The organism is Qipengyuania gaetbuli (assembly GCF_009827315.1).
In the GTDB taxonomy this organism is placed as follows: Bacteria; Pseudomonadota; Alphaproteobacteria; order Sphingomonadales; family Sphingomonadaceae; genus Qipengyuania; species Qipengyuania gaetbuli.
Map to the genome: position 1 here is coordinate 1,054,165 of NZ_WTYF01000004.1, position 20,293 is coordinate 1,074,457.

General features: G+C 64.9%; 18 protein-coding genes and 1 tRNA gene. 11 read left to right on the forward strand and 8 right to left on the reverse strand.

The features are described 5' to 3' along the window. Position 1 precedes the first annotated feature (1 nt). The 4 genes from GRI42_RS07600 to GRI42_RS07615 all read left to right on the forward strand — a co-directional run bounded on the left by GRI42_RS07600 (position 2) and on the right by GRI42_RS07615 (position 1,865). On the forward strand, positions 2–577 hold the full coding sequence (locus tag GRI42_RS07600; RefSeq protein ID WP_160607717.1) for a Maf family protein: 576 nt from the start codon (positions 2–4) through the stop codon (positions 575–577). Continuing rightward, complete coding sequence (locus GRI42_RS07605) at positions 570–1,520, forward strand: ribonuclease E/G family protein (RefSeq protein WP_160607719.1); 951 nt, start codon at positions 570–572, stop codon at positions 1,518–1,520. The genes GRI42_RS07600 and GRI42_RS07605 overlap by 8 nt, the downstream gene beginning before the upstream one ends. Further along, positions 1,513–1,701: a DNA gyrase inhibitor YacG gene (yacG, locus tag GRI42_RS07610; protein ID WP_160607721.1), complete on the forward strand. Its 189-nt coding sequence runs from the start codon at positions 1,513–1,515 to the stop codon at positions 1,699–1,701. The genes GRI42_RS07605 and yacG overlap by 8 nt, the downstream gene beginning before the upstream one ends. An 88-nt stretch (positions 1,702–1,789) precedes the next feature. Beyond that, positions 1,790–1,865, forward strand: a tRNA-Phe gene (locus GRI42_RS07615). Positions 1,866–1,873: 8 nt separating this feature from the next. Here GRI42_RS07615 and GRI42_RS07620 read toward each other — a convergent pair. Beyond that, positions 1,874–2,755 (reverse strand): hypothetical protein, encoded by an 882-nt coding sequence (locus GRI42_RS07620; RefSeq protein ID WP_160607723.1) that lies wholly within the window; start codon positions 2,753–2,755, stop codon positions 1,874–1,876. Between the two features lie 76 nt (positions 2,756–2,831). Here GRI42_RS07620 and GRI42_RS07625 point away from each other — a divergent pair, with 76 nt between their 5' ends. Next, positions 2,832–4,139 (forward strand): cation:proton antiporter, encoded by a 1,308-nt coding sequence (locus GRI42_RS07625; RefSeq protein ID WP_160607725.1) that lies wholly within the window; start codon positions 2,832–2,834, stop codon positions 4,137–4,139. Here the strand turns inward: GRI42_RS07625 and GRI42_RS07630 are convergent. Further along, entirely contained in the window at positions 4,136–4,723 is a 588-nt protein-coding gene (locus GRI42_RS07630; RefSeq protein WP_160607727.1) for a GNAT family N-acetyltransferase, read from the reverse strand. The two genes, GRI42_RS07625 and GRI42_RS07630, sit on opposite strands and share 4 nt — an antisense overlap. Positions 4,724–4,871: 148 nt before the next feature. Here GRI42_RS07630 and purC point away from each other — a divergent pair, with 148 nt between their 5' ends. Then, on the forward strand, positions 4,872–5,678 hold the full coding sequence (gene purC, locus GRI42_RS07635) for a phosphoribosylaminoimidazolesuccinocarboxamide synthase (RefSeq protein ID WP_160607729.1): 807 nt from the start codon (positions 4,872–4,874) through the stop codon (positions 5,676–5,678). Positions 5,679–5,682: 4 nt separating this feature from the next. Here purC and GRI42_RS07640 read toward each other — a convergent pair whose 3' ends face one another. Next, positions 5,683–6,576 carry a diacylglycerol/lipid kinase family protein gene (locus GRI42_RS07640; RefSeq protein WP_234033901.1) on the reverse strand — a complete coding sequence of 298 codons (894 nt, stop codon included), beginning with the start codon at positions 6,574–6,576 and terminating at the stop codon, positions 5,683–5,685. Positions 6,577–6,661: 85 nt separating this feature from the next. Further along, on the reverse strand, positions 6,662–8,896 hold the full coding sequence (locus tag GRI42_RS07645) for a TonB-dependent receptor (RefSeq protein ID WP_160607731.1): 2,235 nt from the start codon (positions 8,894–8,896) through the stop codon (positions 6,662–6,664). Positions 8,897–9,180: 284 nt separating this feature from the next. On the opposite strand from GRI42_RS07645, the gene purS reads away from it, so the two are divergent. After that, positions 9,181–9,414, forward strand: a complete 234-nt coding sequence (gene purS / locus GRI42_RS07650) for a phosphoribosylformylglycinamidine synthase subunit PurS (protein ID WP_160607733.1) — start codon at positions 9,181–9,183, stop codon at positions 9,412–9,414. Then, entirely contained in the window at positions 9,414–10,091 is a 678-nt protein-coding gene (gene purQ / locus GRI42_RS07655; RefSeq protein WP_160607735.1) for a phosphoribosylformylglycinamidine synthase subunit PurQ, read from the forward strand. Before purS ends, purQ begins: the two co-directional genes overlap by 1 nt. Here the strand turns inward: purQ and GRI42_RS07660 are convergent, their stop codons facing one another. Beyond that, positions 10,092–12,404, reverse strand: a complete 2,313-nt coding sequence (locus GRI42_RS07660; protein ID WP_199800443.1) for a putative bifunctional diguanylate cyclase/phosphodiesterase — start codon at positions 12,402–12,404, stop codon at positions 10,092–10,094. Between the two features lie 226 nt (positions 12,405–12,630). Then, on the reverse strand, positions 12,631–14,454 hold the full coding sequence (gene glmS / locus GRI42_RS07665; protein WP_160607739.1) for a glutamine--fructose-6-phosphate transaminase (isomerizing): 1,824 nt from the start codon (positions 14,452–14,454) through the stop codon (positions 12,631–12,633). 252 nt (positions 14,455–14,706) lie between these two features. Here glmS and GRI42_RS07670 point away from each other — a divergent pair, with 252 nt between their 5' ends. From GRI42_RS07670 to GRI42_RS07680, 3 genes are read left to right on the forward strand one after another with little or no spacing between them, the layout of a single operon-like run. Next, the gene (locus GRI42_RS07670) at positions 14,707–15,933 is read left to right on the forward strand and encodes a glycosyltransferase family 2 protein (protein WP_160607741.1); all 1,227 of its coding nucleotides are present in this window, start codon (positions 14,707–14,709) and stop codon (positions 15,931–15,933) included. A gap of 12 nt (positions 15,934–15,945) precedes the next feature. Next, positions 15,946–16,788, forward strand: coding sequence for a sulfotransferase family protein (locus GRI42_RS07675; RefSeq protein WP_160607743.1), 843 nt, complete (start codon positions 15,946–15,948; stop codon positions 16,786–16,788). Continuing rightward, on the forward strand, positions 16,785–17,759 hold the full coding sequence (locus GRI42_RS07680; RefSeq protein WP_160607745.1) for a lysylphosphatidylglycerol synthase domain-containing protein: 975 nt from the start codon (positions 16,785–16,787) through the stop codon (positions 17,757–17,759). The genes GRI42_RS07675 and GRI42_RS07680 overlap by 4 nt, the downstream gene beginning before the upstream one ends. Here the strand turns inward: GRI42_RS07680 and GRI42_RS07685 are convergent. Both GRI42_RS07685 and GRI42_RS07690 read right to left on the reverse strand, forming a co-directional pair. Next, positions 17,756–18,451, reverse strand: a complete 696-nt coding sequence (locus GRI42_RS07685) for a class I SAM-dependent methyltransferase (RefSeq protein ID WP_160607747.1) — start codon at positions 18,449–18,451, stop codon at positions 17,756–17,758. The two genes, GRI42_RS07680 and GRI42_RS07685, sit on opposite strands and share 4 nt — an antisense overlap. Beyond that, a complete protein-coding gene (locus tag GRI42_RS07690) occupies positions 18,451–20,151 on the reverse strand; it encodes a hypothetical protein (protein ID WP_160607748.1) in 1,701 nt (566 codons plus the stop codon). Before GRI42_RS07690 ends, GRI42_RS07685 begins: the two co-directional genes overlap by 1 nt. Positions 20,152–20,293: the final 142 nt, after the last annotated feature.

The window sequence follows — 20,293 nt, forward strand, 5'->3', positions numbered from 1 at the left end:
CGTGGGCCAGCCCACTCTCATATTAGCCTCCGCCAGCCCGCGCCGCCGCGAACTGATCGCGCGGCTGGGCGTGACGCCGGATGCCATCGCCCCTGCCGATATCGACGAGACGCCTGCCAGGGGCGAACTGCCCCGCGACTATGCCAAGCGCATGGCCCGCGAAAAGGCGGAAGCTGCCGCTTCGCCCGACGGCTTCGTGCTTGCCGGAGATACGGTTGTCGCGGCCGGCAGGCGGATCCTGCCCAAGGCCGAGGACGAGGCGACGGCGCGCCAGTGCCTCGAACTGCTGTCCGGGCGTCGCCACCGCGTGCTGTCCGCGATCGCCCTGCGCGCGCCCGACGGAGCGGTTCGCGAGCGGCTGAGCGAGACCATCGTCCAGTTCAAGCGCCTCTCCGCCGACGAGATCGACGCCTACATCGCCAGCGGCGAATGGGACGGCAAGGCGGGCGGCTATGCCATCCAGGGCATTGCAGAAGGCCTCATCAGCCGCATCCAGGGCAGCCATTCGGGTGTCGTGGGCCTGCCGCTCTACGAAACGCGTGCGCTGCTGAAGGCCGCGGGGTTCCCCATTGCCTGAATGGCTGGTCGAGGACGGGATCGGCGAGACCCGCGCGATCCTCGTCGAAGGCGACCGGGTTCTGGCTGCAAAGCTACGCTGGCCGGGCGAACTTCATGCCGGCCAGCAGGTCACGGCAAAGCTCACCACGAAACGCGGCACCCGCGGGACCGGGACGCTGGCTGACGGCCGCGAGATCCTGCTCGACCGGCTGCCCCAGAGCGCAAGCGAAGGTGCGAGCCTTTCCGCCGTCATCACACGCGGCGCCATCGCCGAGCGCGGCCGGCTGAAACTGCCAGCCGCGCGGCCGCCAGAAGCGGTCACCGCTGCGGCCGATGATGCGTTCTCCATCGGCAAAAAGGTCCATCGTTTCCCAGCAGGCCTGTGGGAAGAGGTCTGGGCAGAGGCTTCGCGCGGCGAGATCGATTTCGACGGCGGCTCGCTGCTGTTCTCCGTGACCCCAGCGATGACCGTGGTCGACGTCGACGGCGATCTGCCTCCACGGGAACTCGCCTTGCGCGCCGCACGGGCGCTTGGCGAGGCCTTGCCGCGCTTCGACCTCGGCGGCTCAATCGGCATCGACTTCCCCACGCTCGAAGCGAAGGCCGACCGCAAGGCGGTGGACAGCCTGCTCGAAAACGTGCTGGCGGACCGGCCACACGAACGCACGGCGATGAACGGCTTTGGCTTGGTCCAGCTCGTCGCCCGACTGGAAGGACCCTCGCTGCTGCACCGCTTAGCTAGCTCGCGCACCGGCATGGCGGCACGCATGGCGCTGCGCCGGGCAGAGCGAGTCGAGGGGGCAGGCGTTACTCTGCTGACCGTGCATCCCGCGCTGAAAGCGAAAATCAGCGACGAATGGATCACTGAACTGGAGCGCCGGACGGGCCGCCCGCTGCGGATAGAGACCGATCCCGGCCTTGCCATCGAAGCAGGCGCTGCCCAGATCGTGGGTCATGACTAGAGCCGCCAAACCCTGCCCGATCTGCCGCAAGCCGCGGGTCGAGGAACACGCACCCTTCTGTTCCAGCCGCTGCCGCGACCGCGACCTCGCACAGTGGTTCGGCGATGGCTACGCGGTGCCCGGACGGCCCGCACTGCCCGAGGAAATCGCTGCCGAGGTCACGGGCGGCGAAAAGGACTGATTTAGGCCCTTGCCAAGCGCGCCTGCCTTCGCCATAGGCGCGCACTCCAACCGCTGGAGCGGCCCATGCGTGGCCCCGGCGAAAGGGAGCCCGGGTAGCTCAGTTGGTAGAGCATGCGACTGAAAATCGCAGTGTCGGCGGTTCGAATCCGTCCCCGGGCACCACACCTTCCCTATTCCAGCCAGAGCGCCTCGACCGCTTCGCAAACCGCGTCCAGCGCGGCGTAGTCCTTCGGCCTGCGTAGCCGCCATACCGGCACCTGCGCCACGATCTGCGCTGCCAGCGATCCCTGCTCGGCCCAGCGGCCCATCGCTTCGAGCATTTCTGGCCGGTAGAGCGTCCCGCGCAGCACCTCGCGCAGCGCCGCACTGCCGACGAGGCGGTCCAGTGCTAAACCGTCCGCCCGTTCGAGAACGACGATCCCGCCAAGCGGCACGGCCTGTTCCCCCGCGAGGTGATTGGGAGCGGAACAATGGAACTTGTCGTCGCGCAGGTAATCGCGCTGGATCACGCGTTCCTGCCAGCCGAACCGCTCGATCGCCTCGCCCCACAGCTTGATACGCGCGCTGGAAGGGTGGATGGCCCCCGGCTCTACCCGGCTGAGATCGTCGGCCACCAGCGCCGCGCCGCGTGCCAGCAGCGCGCCTGCCATGGTGCTCTTGCCTGCCCCGGCCTCGCCGCAGAACAGGAACGCCCGTCCGCTGCACGCAACCGCACTGCCGTGCCACATGGCCAGCTCGCGCTGGTAGCCGAGCGCCCCCCATGCGCTGCCCAAAGTAAACAGGCGCAGCTCGCGGGGGTCGGTGGTCATTCCGGGGTGGAGGCGCAAGGTGTGTCCGCCCTCGACCTGCCAGCCCCCGATGCCATCGATGGCGAAACGCATCGTGTCCCCCTCAATCGCAGCGCTGCCATCGGTAGGGCAGTCGGGACACGGTGCATCGTCGATGACGATTTGCACGTCCGGCGCGTCGAACTCCGCCTGGAAAGCCGCCCATTCAGGCAATTCCAGCTGCGAGGCCACGGCGAGGCCGGAATGGCGATAGCGATAGGTCATTCTCGTCCGAAGCTGCCCAAGTGCGTGAAATCGCGCAAGCTTCACCTTCGCTTTGCGCCGCGCTATCCCCCCGGTCATGCATGAAACAGCCAGCGCCGCGCTAAACCCCTTCGAAATCGCCGCCCTCCTCGTGGTGGCGAGCGCCCTGCTGGGCTGGTTCAACCACCACTTTGTCCGCCTGCCGCACGTCATCGGACTGACGGTGATGGGGGCGCTCGCCGCGATAACGCTGATGGTCGCCAACGCCTTCATCCCGGGCATCACGCTGGATGACTGGGTGGCCGATACGCTGCGCCAGCTCAATTTCACCGATACGTTGCTGCAGGGAATGCTGAGCTTCCTGCTGTTCGCCGGCGCGCTTCACGTCGACCTTGCCCGATTGAAGGTTGCTTGGCTGCCGGTGCTGCTCCTGTCGACCGTGGGCGTGATCATCTCGACCGTGCTGGTCGGGCTTGCCATGTGGGGTGTGGGGACCCTGCTCGCCCTGCCCATCGCGCCGATCTGGTATTTCGTCTTCGGCGCGCTGATTGCCCCCACCGATCCCGTCTCCGTCCTCGGCGTGCTCAAGGAGGAGAACGTCCCCCAATCGCTGCAAAGCGCGGTGGCAGGCGAAAGCCTTTTCAACGACGGCGTGGGCATCGTGGTCTTCATCATCCTGCTGGGGGCGGCAGTTACGGGCGCGGATTTCAGCATCGCGGAAGGTGCGCGGCTGTTCGCGATCGAGGCGGGCGGCGGCGTGCTGGTCGGGCTGGTTGCGGGCTATGTCGGATACCGGGCGCTGGCCGGGATGGACGAATACACGCTTGAGGTGCTGATCACGCTCGCCGTGGTCATGGGCAGCTATGCGCTGTGCAGCTATCTCCACATTTCCGGACCGCTGGCGATGGCCGTCGCCGGCCTGCTGATCGGCAACCAGGGCGTTACCTTCGCCATGAGCGACGTGACACGAGACTATGTCCTCAAGTTTTGGGAGCTGGTGGACGAGCTGCTCAACTCCATCCTCTTCCTCCTGATCGGGCTGGAGATGATCGTACTGGTCGCCGGCGCCGATGCGGTGGTCTTCGGCCTTGCCGCAATTCCGCTGACGCTGGCCGCGCGCGCGGTCGGGATTTTCGTGTCGACCAAGGCGATCCCGGCGGCCCGCCTGCAGGACAAGGGCGCGGGACGCGTCCTGTGGTGGGGCGGCCTGCGCGGCGGTATTTCGATCGCGCTCGCCCTGTCGCTACCCGCTGGCGAGACGCGCGACCTGATCCTTGCCGCGACCTTTGCCGCAGTCCTGTTCAGCGTGCTCGTCCAGCGCGCCACGCTCGGGCGCCTGATCGAGAACCTGAAGGCCGACCACGCCCCCGCGGTAGAGGACGCGCCCGCGCCGACCCGCCACTAGAGCCCTGCCATCCAGACCTGCATCGTGTGGGCGACCTCGCCCGCGCTGCCGGGTTCCTTCCAGTGGAAGCTGGTGGTGAGGCCTTCCACTTTCTCGTAACCGCGGGCCCGCCAGAAAGGGTCGAGCGGCCTGTGGCCGGGCGGGCGACGGGTATCGTCCTCGCTCCGCACCACTGCGCAAAAGGTCGCATGCGTTGCACCATAGTCGCGCGCTGCGGCTTCGCGGCGGTCGAAGAAGGCATGACCGATGCCCTTGCCGCGATAGGCGGGCAACAGCACGCTTTCGCCGAAATAGAACAGGTTGGAGGTATCGTACCCCAGCGCCTCGAACGGACGGCGAAACTCGGGCTTCTGGCCGGTCATCGGGGAAGCGGTGGCCGCCCCGACGATGCGGTCCCCGTCCATGGCCGCCACCAGGACCGAGCCTTTTTCTGCTGCGAATTCCCCGAGGTATTCGCGTTCGTAGGCAGCATCGCCGTCGTAGAGATAGGGCCACTCCGCGAACACCTCGATCCGCAGGTCCGCCAACGCGTCCAGCGCCGCAGCCAGTTCCGGACCGGCAAGGGTTCGTATCCCGATCGTCATGTCTCGGGGGGCTATCGGGGCCGGGGCGTCCCCGCAATTGCTTTCGCGCGCGCGCTTCTGTATGCGCCAAGCGAACGCCCCGGACCAAGCGGACGCACCCGATTCCGCTGCCGGGGCGACGGTTTTTTGAGCGCGAAGGAAATCGCCCATGTCACGTCGCCGCCAGATCTACGAAGGCAAGGCCAAGATCCTCTACGAAGGTCCGGAACCGGGCACGATCATCCAGTATTTCAAGGATGACGCTACCGCCTTCAACGCCCAGAAGAAGGGCACGATCAACGGCAAGGGCGTTATCAACAACCGCATCAGCGAGTATGTCTTCACGCGCCTGTCGCACATCGGCATCCCGACCCACTTCATCCGCCGCCTTAACATGCGCGAACAGCTGGTCCGCCAGGTGGAAATCATTCCGCTCGAAGTGGTCGTGCGCAATGTCGCTGCCGGCTCGCTCAGTCAGCGCCTCGGTATCGAGGAAGGCGAACTGCTGCCGCACACGCTGATCGAATATTGCTACAAGGACGACGGCCTCGGCGACCCGAAGGTTTCCGAAGAGGAAATCGCCTGCTTCAACTGGTGCAGCCATGAAGAAATGCAGGACATGTCGTCGATGGCGATCCGCATCAACGACTTCCTGTGCGGCATGTTCAGCGCGATCGACATCCGCCTGATAGACTTCAAGCTGGAATTCGGCCGCATCTGGGACGGCGATTACAGCCGCGTCATCCTCGCCGACGAAATCAGCCCCGACGGCTGCCGCCTGTGGGACATCAACACCGGCGAAAAGCTCGACAAGGACCGCTTCCGCCGCGACCTTGGCGGCGAGAGCGAAGCCTACCAGGAAGTCGCGCGCCGTCTCGGCCTGCTGCAGAACGACGATGCCGGTCCGGGCGAAGTGCTCGACATGAACGCGCATCGCGGCCGCCTGCGCACGCCGCCGAAACCAGCCAAGAAGTAACCCGCTACACCACGTAGCGCAGCGTCATGCCGCTGGGCCCGATGGCGAAGGCGCAATCGGGCATGTGATCCCCGTCGACCTGCACGGGGGTCACGCAGCGGTCGAAGGCGATGCGGCGGCAGGACCGGATTTCCGCAATGCCAAGCCGCGCGACCGGCAGGCGCAGCATGACCGCCAGGCTGAGAGCGATCGTCCCGAGCCGCGTGGAGCGGGTGAGCGTGATCAGCTCCACCGAATCCGCGGCGAGTGCCGCCTGCGGGCTGACCCTGAACGGACCGGCATAGAGCGCTGCATGGCTGACGATGGCAGCCTCCGCCTCGTATTCGAAACTCTCCCCGCCCGCCAGTTCGCCGCTGATGGTCATGGTATCGCGCGGCCAGTCACGCATCTGCTGGGCCAGCGCGACGACATAGGCATAGCGCCCGATACGCTTCTTCAGCTTGCCGTCCACCCTCGCGACCGCATGGCTGTCGGGCCCGATGGAGAGGCAGGACACGACCGGCATCTCGCCAAGCGTGTAGAGCGGCGAATGGACCCAGCTGTCGCTTCCGCGATCCCATGCCGCGCGCAGTTCGGCGGCAAATTTCCCGGGCTTGCGGGCATAGCCGAGCTCACGCGCGACGAGATTGATCGTGCCCGATGGCGCAACGCAGAGCGGCACATCCCCGGCCTTGTCACCGAGCGCCTGCACCGTGTCACGCAAGGTCCCGTCACCGCCATGGACGCAAATCACTTCCGCGCTGCCCGATAGCTGGGCTCCCTGCGCGGTCGTCGGCATCGGCGTGACGCTAAAGCCCTCGGCTTGCAGCGCCGCCGCCAGCGCGTCGAGATGCCCTTGGCTGAAGCTGCCCGATACGGGATTGTAGACGAGGTCGAGCGCGGTCATCTGCGCTCTCATCTAGGGCCGAAGTTTCTGGCCCGCCACGAAAAAGGGCCGGGAAGGTTTCCCCTCCCGGCCCCGTTCGTTTCGTGTGGCGCCGAACTTAGTGCTCGAAGCGCACCGACAGGCCGATCACGCGCGGATCGTTCACGAAGCCGGTGTTGTTGTTGAAGTCGATACCGCCCTTCACATTGTCCGCGTCGGTGATGTTGCGGGCGAAGAGAGCGACTTCCAGCGTTCCGTCACGCTTGGCGTAACCGATGCGCAGACCGCCTTCGATCTGGTTGTCGACAACGTATTCGGCGCTGTCGTAGAGGAAGAAGCTGGTTTCGCCCTGGTAGGTCCAGTCGGTGTAGGCGAAGATTTCGCCGACGCTGCCGACCGGCACGGCATAGCGTGCGGTGACGTCGGCAATCCATTCCGGTGCGTTGGGGAACGGGTTGCCGTCCACCAGCGCGCGGTCGGTGCCGCCGATGTTCGCGATCGGGTCGAGCACCGTGCATTGGGCGCAGATGCCGACGGCCAGGTTCTCGTCACGGATTTCGGTGTTGTTGTAGCTGGCACCGGCCGTAACGAGGAAATTCGGCGTGATCTGGAACGCGCTGTCGAGCTCGAAGCCCCAACCGCGACCGTCCGCCGCATTGACGAGCTGCACGAGGTTGCCAGCACCGCCGACGGCGGAGAACTGCGGGTCCTCGATGTTGTAGAAGTAGGCGGCACCGTTCAGGCGGACGCGGCGGTCGGCCAGTTCGGACTTGAAGCCGACTTCGTAGCTCATGATCTTCTCGCTCGTCGCGATCGACGGCGGTGCGAAGAAGGCCACGTCGCGGCCCTGGATCGTCGGAGCGCGGAAACCGCTGGCTACCCGGGCGAAGACGCTGGCATCGGCGCTCACGTCGACGAATGCGGCGAGATCCCAGCTGATCCGGTCATCCTGGACCGAACGCGGCTGCGGTGCGGCACCTTCGAGGACGACGAAGTCCTTCTGGTCGTCGGTGTAGCGCAGACCGCCGGTCAGCTTGATCGTGTCGGTCACCTGCGAGGAAACCTGGCCGAACACGGCCCAGCTCTCGTTGGTGTGGTTGACGGTGACGGACGGCGGGAAGTCGAAGCCGACCGTGGTCACGTCGAAGTCGCTGTCGAAGTAGAAACCACCGACCTGCCATTCGAAAGCACCGCCGCCATTGCTGGCAAGGCGGACTTCCTGCGTGAACTGGTCGAGCTCGATCGAATCGCGCGTGTCCGACGGGAACGGGATGAAGCCCGGGCCCATGACCGGCAGGAAGCTGGCACCGAAGCCGCCGTCGATGTCGCCGCGGCTCGAACCTTCGCTCGAAGCGAAGCTGGTGATCGAGGTGAAGGTGGCGAGATCGGCTTCGTAGTTTACCTTGCCGGTGATGATCTCGGCCTTGTATTCGGCCTGGTTGCCGCCGCCCGCGTCGAAGAACACGGTGTCGCGGTCGTAATTGTCGTTCAGCTCGTTGTTGCCCGGGCCGAGGATGTTGGCGCGGAACAGCGTCGAGGTGCCGTCGAGATCGCGGATCGAGTAGCTGCCGAGGATCGACAGGCGATCGGTCGGGGTGATCAGCAGCTGGGCGCGTGCGGCGATGTCGGCGTAGGCGCCGTAGGCGTCCTCTTCACCGGTGAAGCCGTTGTCCACCCAGTCGTCGCGCTGCTGCCACATGCCCGACAGGCGCAGCGAGGCGAGGCCCGGTGCGATCGGGATGGTCAGGCCGCCGTCGATCGAAACCGAACCGAAGCTGCCGACGCTGGCCGATCCGTTGACGGTGAATTCGTCGCCCGGCTTGACGGTGTCGATCTTGACGATGCCTGCCGGGGTGTTGCGGCCGAACAGCGTGCCCTGCGGGCCGCGCAGGACTTCCACGCGCTCGACGTCGAAGATCGGGAAGCTCTTGAGCGTGACGTTTTCAAGGACGACGTCGTCCATGACGACCGAAACCGGCTGCGAGGCAGCAAGGTCGAAGTCGGTGTTGCCGAGGCCGCGGATGTAGAAGCGCGGAGCCGCACGGCCGTTCGAGCTTTCGACGAACAGGCCGGGGACGCGGCCGGCCAGCGCGGTAACGTCGGCGCCGGCGTCGAAGATGGTGCGGGTCGCGTCGGCCGACAGGATGGCAGCCGAAACGGCGACGTCCTGCAGGTTTTCCTCGCGGCGGTTGGCGGTCACGACGATCATGTCGAGCTGGCCGTTTTCGGCTTCTTCGGCACCGGTCGCTTCGGTGTCGGAGCTGTCGACGTCCTGAGCCATCGCGGGCTGAGCAAGGGCGAGAGCCAGCGTGCTGGCAGAAAGGAGGCGGAGAGTAAGGGAGCGGTCAATCATGGGGATGATCCTTTTGGCCCGAAGCGTTCCTGCGCGCGGATTGGTGGGATGGAGTTGGGGAATTGACCCGCGCCCTGTAGCCGAAATGTCGCGCTTTTCGAATCGGAAAGGCGCGGAATTGCGCGGTTCTGGAATGATGTTGCAATGCGGTGACAGTCCGTTTTCAGGTCACCTGCAGGTAAGCCGCTGTCCCCGCTCGCCTTTCGTCTGCGGCTTGCCCTTCGCGCGCACTCGCGGCATAGGCGCGCGCAAGCTTCAACCCCAAGCTATCAAAGGCGCCGCCCATGAAAGTCCGTGTCCTCGTCAGCCTCAAGCCCGGCGTGCTCGACCCGCAGGGTCGCGCCGTCCACCACGCCCTTGAAGGGCTTGGCTTTTCCGGCGTCGAAGATGCGCGCGTGGGCCGCACGATCGATCTCGACCTTGCCGACGGCACCAGCGACGAAGCGCTGACCGAGATGTGCGAGAAGCTGCTCGCCAACACGGTGATCGAGAATTACCGCATCGAGAAGCTCGACTGATGGCCTTCCGCGCAGCCGTCATCACCTTTCCCGGTTCCAACTGCGACCGCGACATGGCGGTTGCGATCGAACAGGTTTCCGGCACCGCCCCGCACCGCGTGTGGCACGGTGATGCCCAATTGCCCGACGGGCTGGACTTCATCGCCCTGCCGGGCGGCTTTTCCTATGGCGACTATCTCCGCTCGGGCGCCATGGCGGCCAACAGCCCGATCATGCGCGAAGTCGTCCGCGCGGCCGAGCGCGGCGTGCCGGTCCTTGGCGTGTGCAACGGCTTCCAGGTCCTGACCGAAGCGCGGCTGCTGCCGGGCGCACTGATGCGCAACGCCGGCCAGAACTTCATCTGCCGCACGGTCGCGCTCACGGTCGAGAACGCCCAGTCGCTGTTCACCAGCGGCTACGAGGCCGGGCAGGAAATCCGCATCCCGGTCGCCCACCACGACGGCAATTACTTTGCCGATGCGGAGACGCTCGACCGGCTCGAAGGCGAAGGCCGCGTGGCGTTCCGCTATGCCGAGGCGTGCAACGGTTCGCAGCGCGATATCGCGGGCGTTCTCAATGCTGCCGGCAACGTGCTGGGCATGATGCCGCACCCCGAACGCGCGATCGATCCGGCCCATGGCGGCACTGACGGACGCGCCCTCTTCGAAGCGGCAATCCGCTCGCTCGCAGACGCCTGATCAGGCGCTCTTGAGCGCGCCGCGGGAGAAAATCTTGCGGGCATCGGCTGCCGGCATCGGACGGCCGAAGTGGTATCCCTGGATCTTGGTGCAGCCGAGGCGGCGGATGAGGTCCGCTTCTTCCTGGTTCTCAACGCCTTCTGCGGTCGTGGTCATGCCGAGACTGTCGGCCATGGCCACCACGGCGCGGATGATCGCCAGACTTTCCGGGCTGTCCTGCGCCGCGCCCTGAACGAACATGCGGTCGACCTTGATGGTCGTGAATTCGAGCTTCCTGAGGTAGCCGAGCGAGGAATAGCCCGTCCCGAAATCGTCGAGCGCGACCGAGCAACCCAGCGCAAGGCACTGTTCCAGCGCCTTTCGCACCACGCCGGCATCGCGCATGAAGATGCTCTCGGTCACCTCGATTTCCAGTCGGTTCGCCGACAGGCCGCTATGCGACAGCGCGCGAACGACTGTGCCTGCGAAATCGGGTTCTAGAAGCTGTTCGGGCGAGACGTTGACGTTCACCTTGACGTGCTCGGGCCAGTTCGTTGCTGCCTCGCGGCAGGCCTCGTTCATCACCCATGTGCCGATGGGCACGATCAGGCGCGTATCTTCCGCGATCGGAATGAACTTGGCCGGGCTGACGAAGCCGTGGACCTTGCTGTTCCAGCGCGCGAGCGCCTCGAAGCTGACAACCTCTTCTGTTTTGGCATCCACCACAGGCTGGAAATGCAGCATCATCTCGTCGTTCTCGAGCGCGGTACGCAGCGAGAATTCCAGCTGGCGTTTCTCTTCTGCGGTGGCGTGAAGCGACGGTTCGTATTCGCAGTGGACACCGCCGCCCTCGTCCTTGGCGCGGTAGAGCGCCAAGTCGGCGTTGCGGATGATTTCGTCGACCTTCGTCCCGTCGCGCGGACCGATTGCCGAACCCACGCTGGCCCCGACGTAAAGGACCTGGTTCTCGATATGGTACGGCGCGGACAGGGCCGCGATCACGGTCTTGGCCAGCGTGTCGATGCGCTTGCGGTCCGTGGCATCGCGCACCACGATCGCGAACTCATCGCCCCCCAGGCGCCCGCAGACCTCGCCTTCGTCGACCAGCGGCTTGAGACGCCGGGCAACCTCGCCAAGCATCTGGTCGCCGACGAGATGCCCGAGGGAATCGTTGACCGCCTTGAAGCGGTCGAGATCGATCATCAGAAAGGCACAGCGGCTGCGCCATTGCTGCGAGTATTCCAAGGCGCCGCCCAGTGCCTCGGTCAGCATCAGGCGATTAGGCAGCTGGGTCAGCGTATCGTAGCGCGCGAGATAGGCGATCTTCTCGCTGCTCTCGTGCTTTTCGGTCACGTCCGAGCCGACGCCGCGGAAGCCGATGAAGGACCCGCTGTCGTTGAGCATGGGGGTGCCCGACAGCTCCCAGTACCGACGCTCGCCGCTGATGACGGCCTTGACCGTGAGGTTGGAGAAGCTTTCCCGGCGCTTCAGCTTCTCGGCCAGTTCGTGCAGGCTGGGCGGAAACTGCCCGGTCTTCCAGCTGTCGCCGGAAATGAGCTGGAGGAAGGGCTGCCCTTCGATCTCGGAAATCTGCTTGCCGATGGCAAAGGCCAGGCGCGGGCTGACCGAGCGCATCTTGCGGTTCGGATCGACCTGCCACAGCCAGTCGGCCTCGCCTTCCTCGAATTCGCGCAGCAGCATGGAGACGACTTCGCTCTTCTCCTGCATCGCCAATTCGGACAGGCGGCCGCCGACGCGCATGCGCGCCATCTCGAACGTTCCGAGCGAACCCAGGAGCATGGTAAGCGCGATCACCCCGGCCAGCAGGAATGAGCTGTGCATCAGGGCGACGATCAGCGGACCGACCGATGCCGCAGCAAGGAAGGCGATGGTGCTGAGCGGCACGCTGTACCGGCTCGAAGTGCTGCACACCACGAGGAAGCACAGGATAATCCAGATGCTGGAGAGCTGTTGCTGTGCGCCCAGCGTGGCCAGCGCGACGACACCGAGTGACCAGACCGCGCCCTTGTTGGCCGAAGTCATCGCATGGGCGCGCACGTCGTCCTGGTTGAACCGCCGCATTTCTGCGTTGCGCAGGCGCTTGTCTAGGCTGAAGGCATGGACGACCGACAGGCCCAGCGCGCAGCCCCATGCCACGACGAGCAATGGATTGACCGTGGGAATGGCGACACCCGCAACCAGAGCAAAGGCCAGCGCATGGAGCATCGCACGAACCACGGCGCGCTTGCTTACGAGCGAATACTGGTGGCCATGAAGACGCGCCCAGTCGACGCCATCGACGCTCGCCAGGCCAAGCACCTGGCGTGCGGTCAAGGTCTCCGCATCGACAACCGTATTTGAACTCGTCTGGCTCACCCCCGCACGCTTACATGCGAAAGGTTATGCGCGCGTAAACGCCTCTGGCCTTTACGCTTTTTCCTGCTTGCCCGATCGAAGGGCCTGTAACGGCGCCTAGCCCTTGAATTTGCGGGCAAACGCGCCGACGCAATCTCAGTGAACTATCGTCCTTACCGGGCCGGAAACCACCGGCCCTGCAGGGTCACTCGACCGTTACCGACTTGGCCAGATTGCGCGGCTGGTCGACATCGGTGCCTTTCACGCAGGCCACGTGATACGCGAGAAGCTGCACCGGCACGGCATAGACCAGCGGCGCGATCAGCGGGTGGACTTTCGGCATCTCGATGGTCGCCATGCAACCCTCGCTTGCCTGTTCGAGCCCTTCGGCATCCGAAATCAGCACGATCTGCCCGCCGCGCGCGCGCACCTCTTCCATGTTGGAGACGGTCTTTTCGAACAGCGGTCCCGAAGGTGCGAGGACGATCACCGGCACTTCGTTGTCGATCAGCGCGATGGGACCATGCTTCATCTCGCCGCTGGCATATCCTTCGGCGTGGATATAGCTGATTTCCTTCAGCTTCAGCGCGCCTTCGAGCGCCAGCGGGAAGTCGGGGCCGCGGCCCAGGTACAGCACGTCGCGCGCAGGCGCGATGAGATGCGCCATGCTGGCGATGTCGTCGTCATGGTCGAGCGCGGCGTTGAGGCAAGCCGGGGCTTCGAGCAGGTGCGCGACCACTTCCTGCTCTTCCTCGCGGCTCATCAACCCCTTCTTGACCGCCATGTGCGCCGCAAGAGCCGCCAGCACGGCGAGCTGGCAGGTGAACGCCTTGGTCGAGGCAACGCCGATCTCGGGCCCGGCATGGGTGGGAAGCAGCAGGTCCGCCTCGCGCGCCATGGAACTGGTCGGCACGTTGACGATGACGCCGATGGTCTGGCCGTTCTGCTTGCAATGGCGAAGCGCTGCCAGCGTATCGGCCGTCTCGCCGCTCTGGGAAATGAACAGCGCCAGGCCGCCTTCCTCGAGGACCGGTTCGCGGTAGCGGAACTCGCTCGCCACATCGATGTCGACCGGAACGCGGGCGAACTGTTCGAACCAGTACTTCGCCACCATGCCCGCATAGAAGGACGTACCGCAGGCCACGATGGTGATGCGGCGCACGCTCGACAGGTCGAAATCGAACTGCGGCAGCGCAACCGAGTTGTCCGAGCGGCGCAGGTAGGAGGCAAGCGTTTGCGCGACCACGGTCGGCTGCTCGAAAATCTCCTTCTGCATGAAGTGGCGGTAATTGCCCTTTTCGACCGCCGCGGCCGAAGCGCCCGAAGCGCGCACCTCGCGTTCGACCTCGGTGTTCTCGGCGTCGTAGATCGTCGCGCCCTCGCGCGTGACAACCACCCAGTCGCCTTCCTCGAGGTAGCTGATCTGCTGCGTCAGCGGTGCAAGCGCCAGCGCGTCGGAGCCGAGATAGGTTTCGCCCTCGCCGTAACCGACCACCAGCGGCGAACCGAGCCGCGCGCCAATCAGCATGTCGGGATGGTCGCGAAATGCAATCGCCAGCGAGAATGCACCCCGCAGGCGCGGCAGGATTTCAGCGACGGCTTCCTGCGGAGAGCGGCCTTCTTCCACCAGCTTGGAGATGTGGTGCAGGACGACTTCGGTATCGGTATCGCTTTCCAGCGTACGTCCGGCCTCGCGCAGTTCGGCGCGGAGTTCCTTGTAATTCTCGATAATCCCGTTGTGGACCAGCGCGACACGATCGGTCGCATGCGGGTGGGCGTTCGTAGCCGTGGGTGCACCATGCGTTGCCCAGCGCGTGTGCGCGATGCCCACCTCGCCGGCAGCCGGGTTCGAAGCGAGTTCGGCCACGAGGTTCGCCAGCTTGCCCTCTGCCCGGCGACGAACAAGAGCGCCTTGGTGGACAGTGCAGATGCCGGCGCTGTCGTAACCGCGATATTCCATGCGCTTCAGGCCATCGACCAGCCGCTCCACGACGGGTTGGTTTCCGACGATCCCGATAATTCCACACATAGATTGAAGCTCCGAAAATGGCGTTAGGGTCACTTAGCGGTTCTTGGCGCGCAATCAATCGCGCGCGATTTGCAGCGATGGGTAATTACAGAATGCTGGCGACTGCGAGATCGAGCGGGTGTGCCAGCCTTTCGCAATGAGCGAACTGCGCACGTCGATACCGGCTGCATTTCGCTACCGGTTCGAGGCCGAATTTACCGCCTGTTTACCAAACTTCTTCAAGGCTGCTGTCGAAGGATCACAGGGGGTACCATGTCGCAGTCCATTGCAGCCACCAGCTTCGAGGTTCCGGCAGGGCAGGAACGGCCCGACGTCACCATAGTCATGCCTTGCCTCAACGAGGTGGATTCGCTGCGCCATTGTATCGGCAACGCGCTCGAAGCACTGGCCCGCATGCGCATCGAACTGGACCTGTCCGGCGAGATCGTGATTGCCGACAACGGGTCGACCGACGGCAGCCAGGCGCTTGCGACGGAGCTGGGCGCACGCGTCGTGCCGGTTGCGGCCAAAGGCTACGGCGCTGCGCTGATCGGCGGGTGCCGCGGGGCGTGGGGCCGCTACATCGTGATGGGCGATTGCGACGGCAGCTACAATTTCACCGAAGGCGTTGCCATGGTGGCCGAGCTCGAGAAGGGTGCGGACGTGTGCATGGGCAACCGCTTTCGCGGAGGCATCGCACCCGGTGCCATGCCGTGGAAGAACCGCCACATCGGCAACCCTGCGCTTACCGGCATCCTCAACCTGTTCTTCCGCACCGGCATGGGCGATGCGCATTGCGGCCTGCGGGCCCTGACGAAGGATGCGTTCGATCGCCTCAAGCTGACCGGCAGCGGCATGGAATTCGCCAGCGAGATGGTCATCAAGGCATCGCTGCTGGACCTTCGCATGGTCGAGGTCGCGGCGACGCTGAGCCCCGACCTGCGCGACCGCGAACCGCACCTGCGCCCGTGGCGCGACGGCTGGCGGCACCTGCGCTATCTCTTCATGCTCAGCCCGACCTGGGTCTTCGGCGTACCCGGCCTTGCCGCGCTCGGCATGGGCCTCACGATCCTCTTCACCGCTGCCCTTCACGCTCTCGGCATTCTGCCGTGGGTACCGTTCGGCGAAAGCTTCATCGCCGTGGGCGCCATGCTGACGCTGGTCGGCCACATCGCGACGATCATGGCCGTAGCCGCACATCTCCACGGTGTGCGCCAGGGCTATCGCAGGCCGCGGCGCTGGCTCGAAGGCAATCGCTTCGCCACGCTGGAGACATGTGCCATCGGCGGTATCTCCATGATCCTCGCCTCGCTCGTCGCGCTGGTGGCTGTGGGCTTCTATTGGGAAGCGTCGAGCTTTTCCGCCCTGCCCTCGATCCTGCCGGTGACGCTTGCCGGCCTGCTCGGTGCGCTGGGCCTGCAGACTCTTTTCGCAGGGTTCCTGCTGGCGGTGCTCGGCGGGAACGAGGCGCAGTTCTATCCCGCACAACCGGCGGAGTAGGACGCGCCAGCCATGACCGCAAAGCTCGACTTCATCTATATCGGTACGCCAAAAGCCGGCTCGACCTGGATGTTCGAGGCGCTGCGGCACCATCCCGAAGTCCAGCTTTTCCCGTCGAAGGCATCGAAATTCTTCGAGACGGACGAGCCTGGCGCCATCGAGGATTACGAGGCCCGGCTCGCGCGCTTCGAGGGGACGGGCAAGATCGGCGAGATTTCGCACGATGCCTATCTCTATCCCCACAATGCAAAGCTGCTGCGCCAGCATTTCCCCGATGTGAAAATCATCGTCTGCCTGCGCGAACCAGGCGATTTCGCCCGCTCGCTGGTGCTGTGGCTGCGGGCCCATACGCGCGATTATGGCGACACGGCCCAGCAGATGATGGACCATCCCAAGCTGCGCAGCTGGATGAATTACGCAGAAGGCCTTGCCCCGTTCTTCGACGCCTTCCCGAGCGAACAGATCAAGGTCCTCTTCTTCGAGGACTTCAAAGCAGATCCCGCGCAATTCTACCGCGATATCTGCGGGCATATCGGCGTCAGCCACGAATGGGTGCCGCAATCGCTGACCGAAGTGGTCAACCCGGCCCGCGCGCCCCGTTTCGCGCTGTTCACCGAAGCCGTCTACAAGGTCGGCGTCGTGACACGGGCACTTGGTCTTGGCGGACTGGTCGAGGCAGCCAAGCGCTGGAAACTGCTCGAAGCGCTGCTCTACGCACCCAGCAAGTTGGTCGACATCGGCCAGCACGAAGTCGCCCGCAGCGAACGAGAGCGAGCCGCCAGCTGGCTCAACAGGCTGGAACAGCTCATCGACACCCGCGTGCCGGTCCGCTGGCGGGACGAGGTGACGCCGTGAGCAATAGCCGCCGCAACCTGCTGGCAGCACTCTCGCTGGCATTTGCCGCGGCGCTCCTTGTCGCGCTGTTCCGCTTCTCGGGAGTTGCGATTGCGGACCTTGTCGCGGCCCTGGGCACCACCCCGGCGAGCGTGATTGCAGCAGTACTGGCCCTAACGCTGGCCAACCAGTTGGTGAGTGTTGCTCGCTGGCGCGTGCTCGACCGCTTCCTCGGGAGGAGCCCGACAATCGTGCCCTGGGGCGTCGCCACACGGGCGACGCTGCGCGGCGCGCTGGCAGGCCAGGTCCTTCCGCTCCAATTCTCGATGCCGCTTGCCCGCTGGGCCAGTGTGAGAAACGGACAGGCGGTCAACGCCACGCTCTACGAGCAATTGCTCGACCTCATCCTTCTGGCCTGCGCCGGCGCGGCGGCAATACTGCTGTTCGCGTGGGGTCCCGGCATGGCCGCGTCGCTGGCCCTGTTCTGCGCCGCTGTTCTGGTTTCCGTCGCCACCATGCCATGGCTGCTGCACATTCTTCGCGCCGTCACGCGCACCCTTCCCCGTTCCGTTTTCATAGAACGCGCCGGGCAAGCGCTTGCGCGCGCGGCGAGCTTGCCCGCACGCACGCTGTTCCTGCTCGGTTGGCTGTCTGCCCTGCGGCTGGCCATGCTGAGCCTGCGGACCGTCCTGGTGGTTGCAGCCTTCGCCGGCGGTATCGATGCAGCGCTGGTCGCAATCGGATATCCTGCAGTGGGCCTCGCCATGGGGCTGCCGTTCCTTCCCGCCGGAATGGGTGTGGCTGACTGGTCGCTGGCCGCGCTGGTGGTGTTTGCCGGTGGTACCGCGACAGCAGCAGCGACGGCCGCCCTCGCCTTGCGCGCGCTGACATTTGCGTCGCTTGCGGTACTCGTCGCGCTGTTCGAATTGGCAGCGTTGATCGAGAGCGATCGCGCGGCTGGTAGCGCCGCGCCCCAGTTCGGTCGCCCCTAGGCTTTCGCTTTCGCCACCAGCAGCAGATTGCTGGGCCATCCGGCGAGACTGACGCTCTTCACATCACAGACGAACCTTGCAGCAATGCCCGCTTCGGTCGCGGCCTTGCCCATGTCTCCCGCCGACATGAGATTGAGGTTTGCCTCCTGTGCGAAGAAATCCCGACCCGTCCGCTCCATGAGCGAGCGGAAAAGCGGCTTGGGCAGCCAGTGGACCAGCGGCAGGACCGTGTGGAATTCGACCGGAAACCAGCGGTTCGGCGTAGTCAGGAAAAAGCCCTTACGCGCAACGCGGGCGCATTCCGCGATCATCCGCGCTTGCGATCCGGCATCGCCGACATGCTCGATCACGGCCGAACTGTGGACGTAGTCGAAGGAAGCGTCACCGAACGGCAGGTCTAGCGCATTGGCCTCCACGAATTTCATTCCGGGAAATTCGTCCTCCAGGAACGATGCGTCGTCCAGCCCTGCCGCAGTCACCTTTGCCTTGTGGGGATACCATTTCTCGAAATAGTTCGAACTGGGATAGCTACGCTCCGCAGTGACGCCGATGTCGAGGATCGCATCCGCTTCGCCTGGTTGCATCTCTTCCATGAAGCGCGCGAACATGTTGCGCCGCTGGTAGCCGGCGAGCCGCACGGGGAGGCTGCCTGCAGAAGCAACATTGTACTGTTCGTTGGGGTTCTTCGACATCAGTCTTCCGCCTGCTCCTTGCCTTCCGGGGCGCAGGCATTCTGCGCGTTGTCTCCATCGCCCCGGTAGCCGATCGAAGGCAGGCCTGCAGCCTCCGCATCTGCGCCTCCGAATGTCGCCACGCGGAAGCGCGAACAGAGGTCTGCCAATTGTGCGTCGGTCAAAGCAGCGCGCGCCATCCTGACCGGACCAGGCCGGTCTTCGGGCAGATTGCGCACCAGGTCGTCCGCAAACAGGTGGTCAGGGGCATCGACGATGAGCACTTCTGCATCCACTTTGGCAATCGCCCGATCCGCCTGCTGCCAAGGCTGTGCGAAATCGTGTGCCTGCACGTAACGGTAGGGTATCAGGGCAAGCGCAATCAGCGCCGCCGCTGCAAAGCTCGCCCTCGCAGCGCGCGATTCCGACATACGCAGCCGCGACCAGCCGAGCGCTGCCAGCAGCGTCACGTTTCCGAGTACGTGATGCAGGTAGCGATAACCCCAGCCATGCCCCTGATAGGGAATGACCACGGCCATGAAGGCAAGTGTCGCCAGCGCGCTCAGCAGGCAGCCGCGCCAGAAACCCTTCAGCTTCCATGCCACCGGCACTGCCAGAGCGAACAGGGGCAGCAGCAGCGGGTTTTGCCACAGCTGGAACCGCAGCAGGTTCATTCCCATCGTCCCGATTGCGGAAAGGTCGTTGCGGGTCAGGAGCGCCATGACCTTGTCCGCCAGCGGCGCGTTGGCCGCTCCGCCAACGGCGGGAGGCAAAGACCCCACGAGCTTGTAGGCAATGCCGTTCCATGACGCCCAGAAGGCAACGGCCGCGAGCACGACCACCCCTTGGCCGATGGCAGTACCGCGCCGTCCGGACAGGAACAGCTCGAGGATGAAGAAGCCCGCGAAAACGGGGAAAAAGGCGAACTGGTGCAAGCCCACGGCGAGAAAGGCGACCAGGCCGGCGGCGATCTGCACCGCGGCGCCCTTGCGGAAGACCAGTGCCAACCAGGCGAGGTTGAAGAAAAGATGCGCCGACATGGCGAAACTCGTCATGCCGGTGATGACCCATTGGGCCGAGGTTGCCGCCAGCACCAGGCAAATAATGGGCGCGGTCTTGGCCTCGGGCAGGTGCTGGCGAACGAGCTGTACAAGCAAGGCGGCCGCACCTGCTGCGAACAGTGGGCTCGCCAGTGGACCGAGCAGTCCCTGGAACAGCGCATTCACGGGAAGATAGGTCGACGCCCAATACAGCCCGTCTCCGCTGACCCGCGCGAAGATCGGGTGCATGGCCCCCGCATAGTCGCGCAAGTCCGCCGGGATCTCGGCCATCGCCCTGCCCGATGCCAGTGCATAGCCATCGGCCCGCGCCCAGTATTCATCCATGGAGAGGGGATAGGATCCGAGAATTCCAAAAGCCCCGAGAAGGGCGAGCGTGAAGATGAACAGTACCGGCGCCCAATGAGGCAGGAGCTTCATCCTGCCGAATAGCGTGTCCATGCCGGCCACAAGGGAATCCGGCATCCGCGCAACCCTGACGATGAGGAACAGCGCCATGACCATCGCGAGCACGGGCAAGTCATGCGAACGGAAGAACGTGACAGGCAGGTACTGGAATTCGCCCAGCGCGACATTGGTGAAGGCGAGCCCTGCAAAAAGCAGCAGCAAGGCGGCATAGATCGTGCCAGCGCGCGAAATATCCGCCGTGCGGCCCATCGCCATTTTTCCCCTTACGCCCCGAAACTGCACGGATTCCTAGGGATTCCGCCAATGCCCCGCAAGCCGATTATCGGGCATCGCAAGGGTCCGAAATTAGGAAAAAATCAAGGTTTCCAAATTATTCACCAAGCATGCAAAGGCGTGA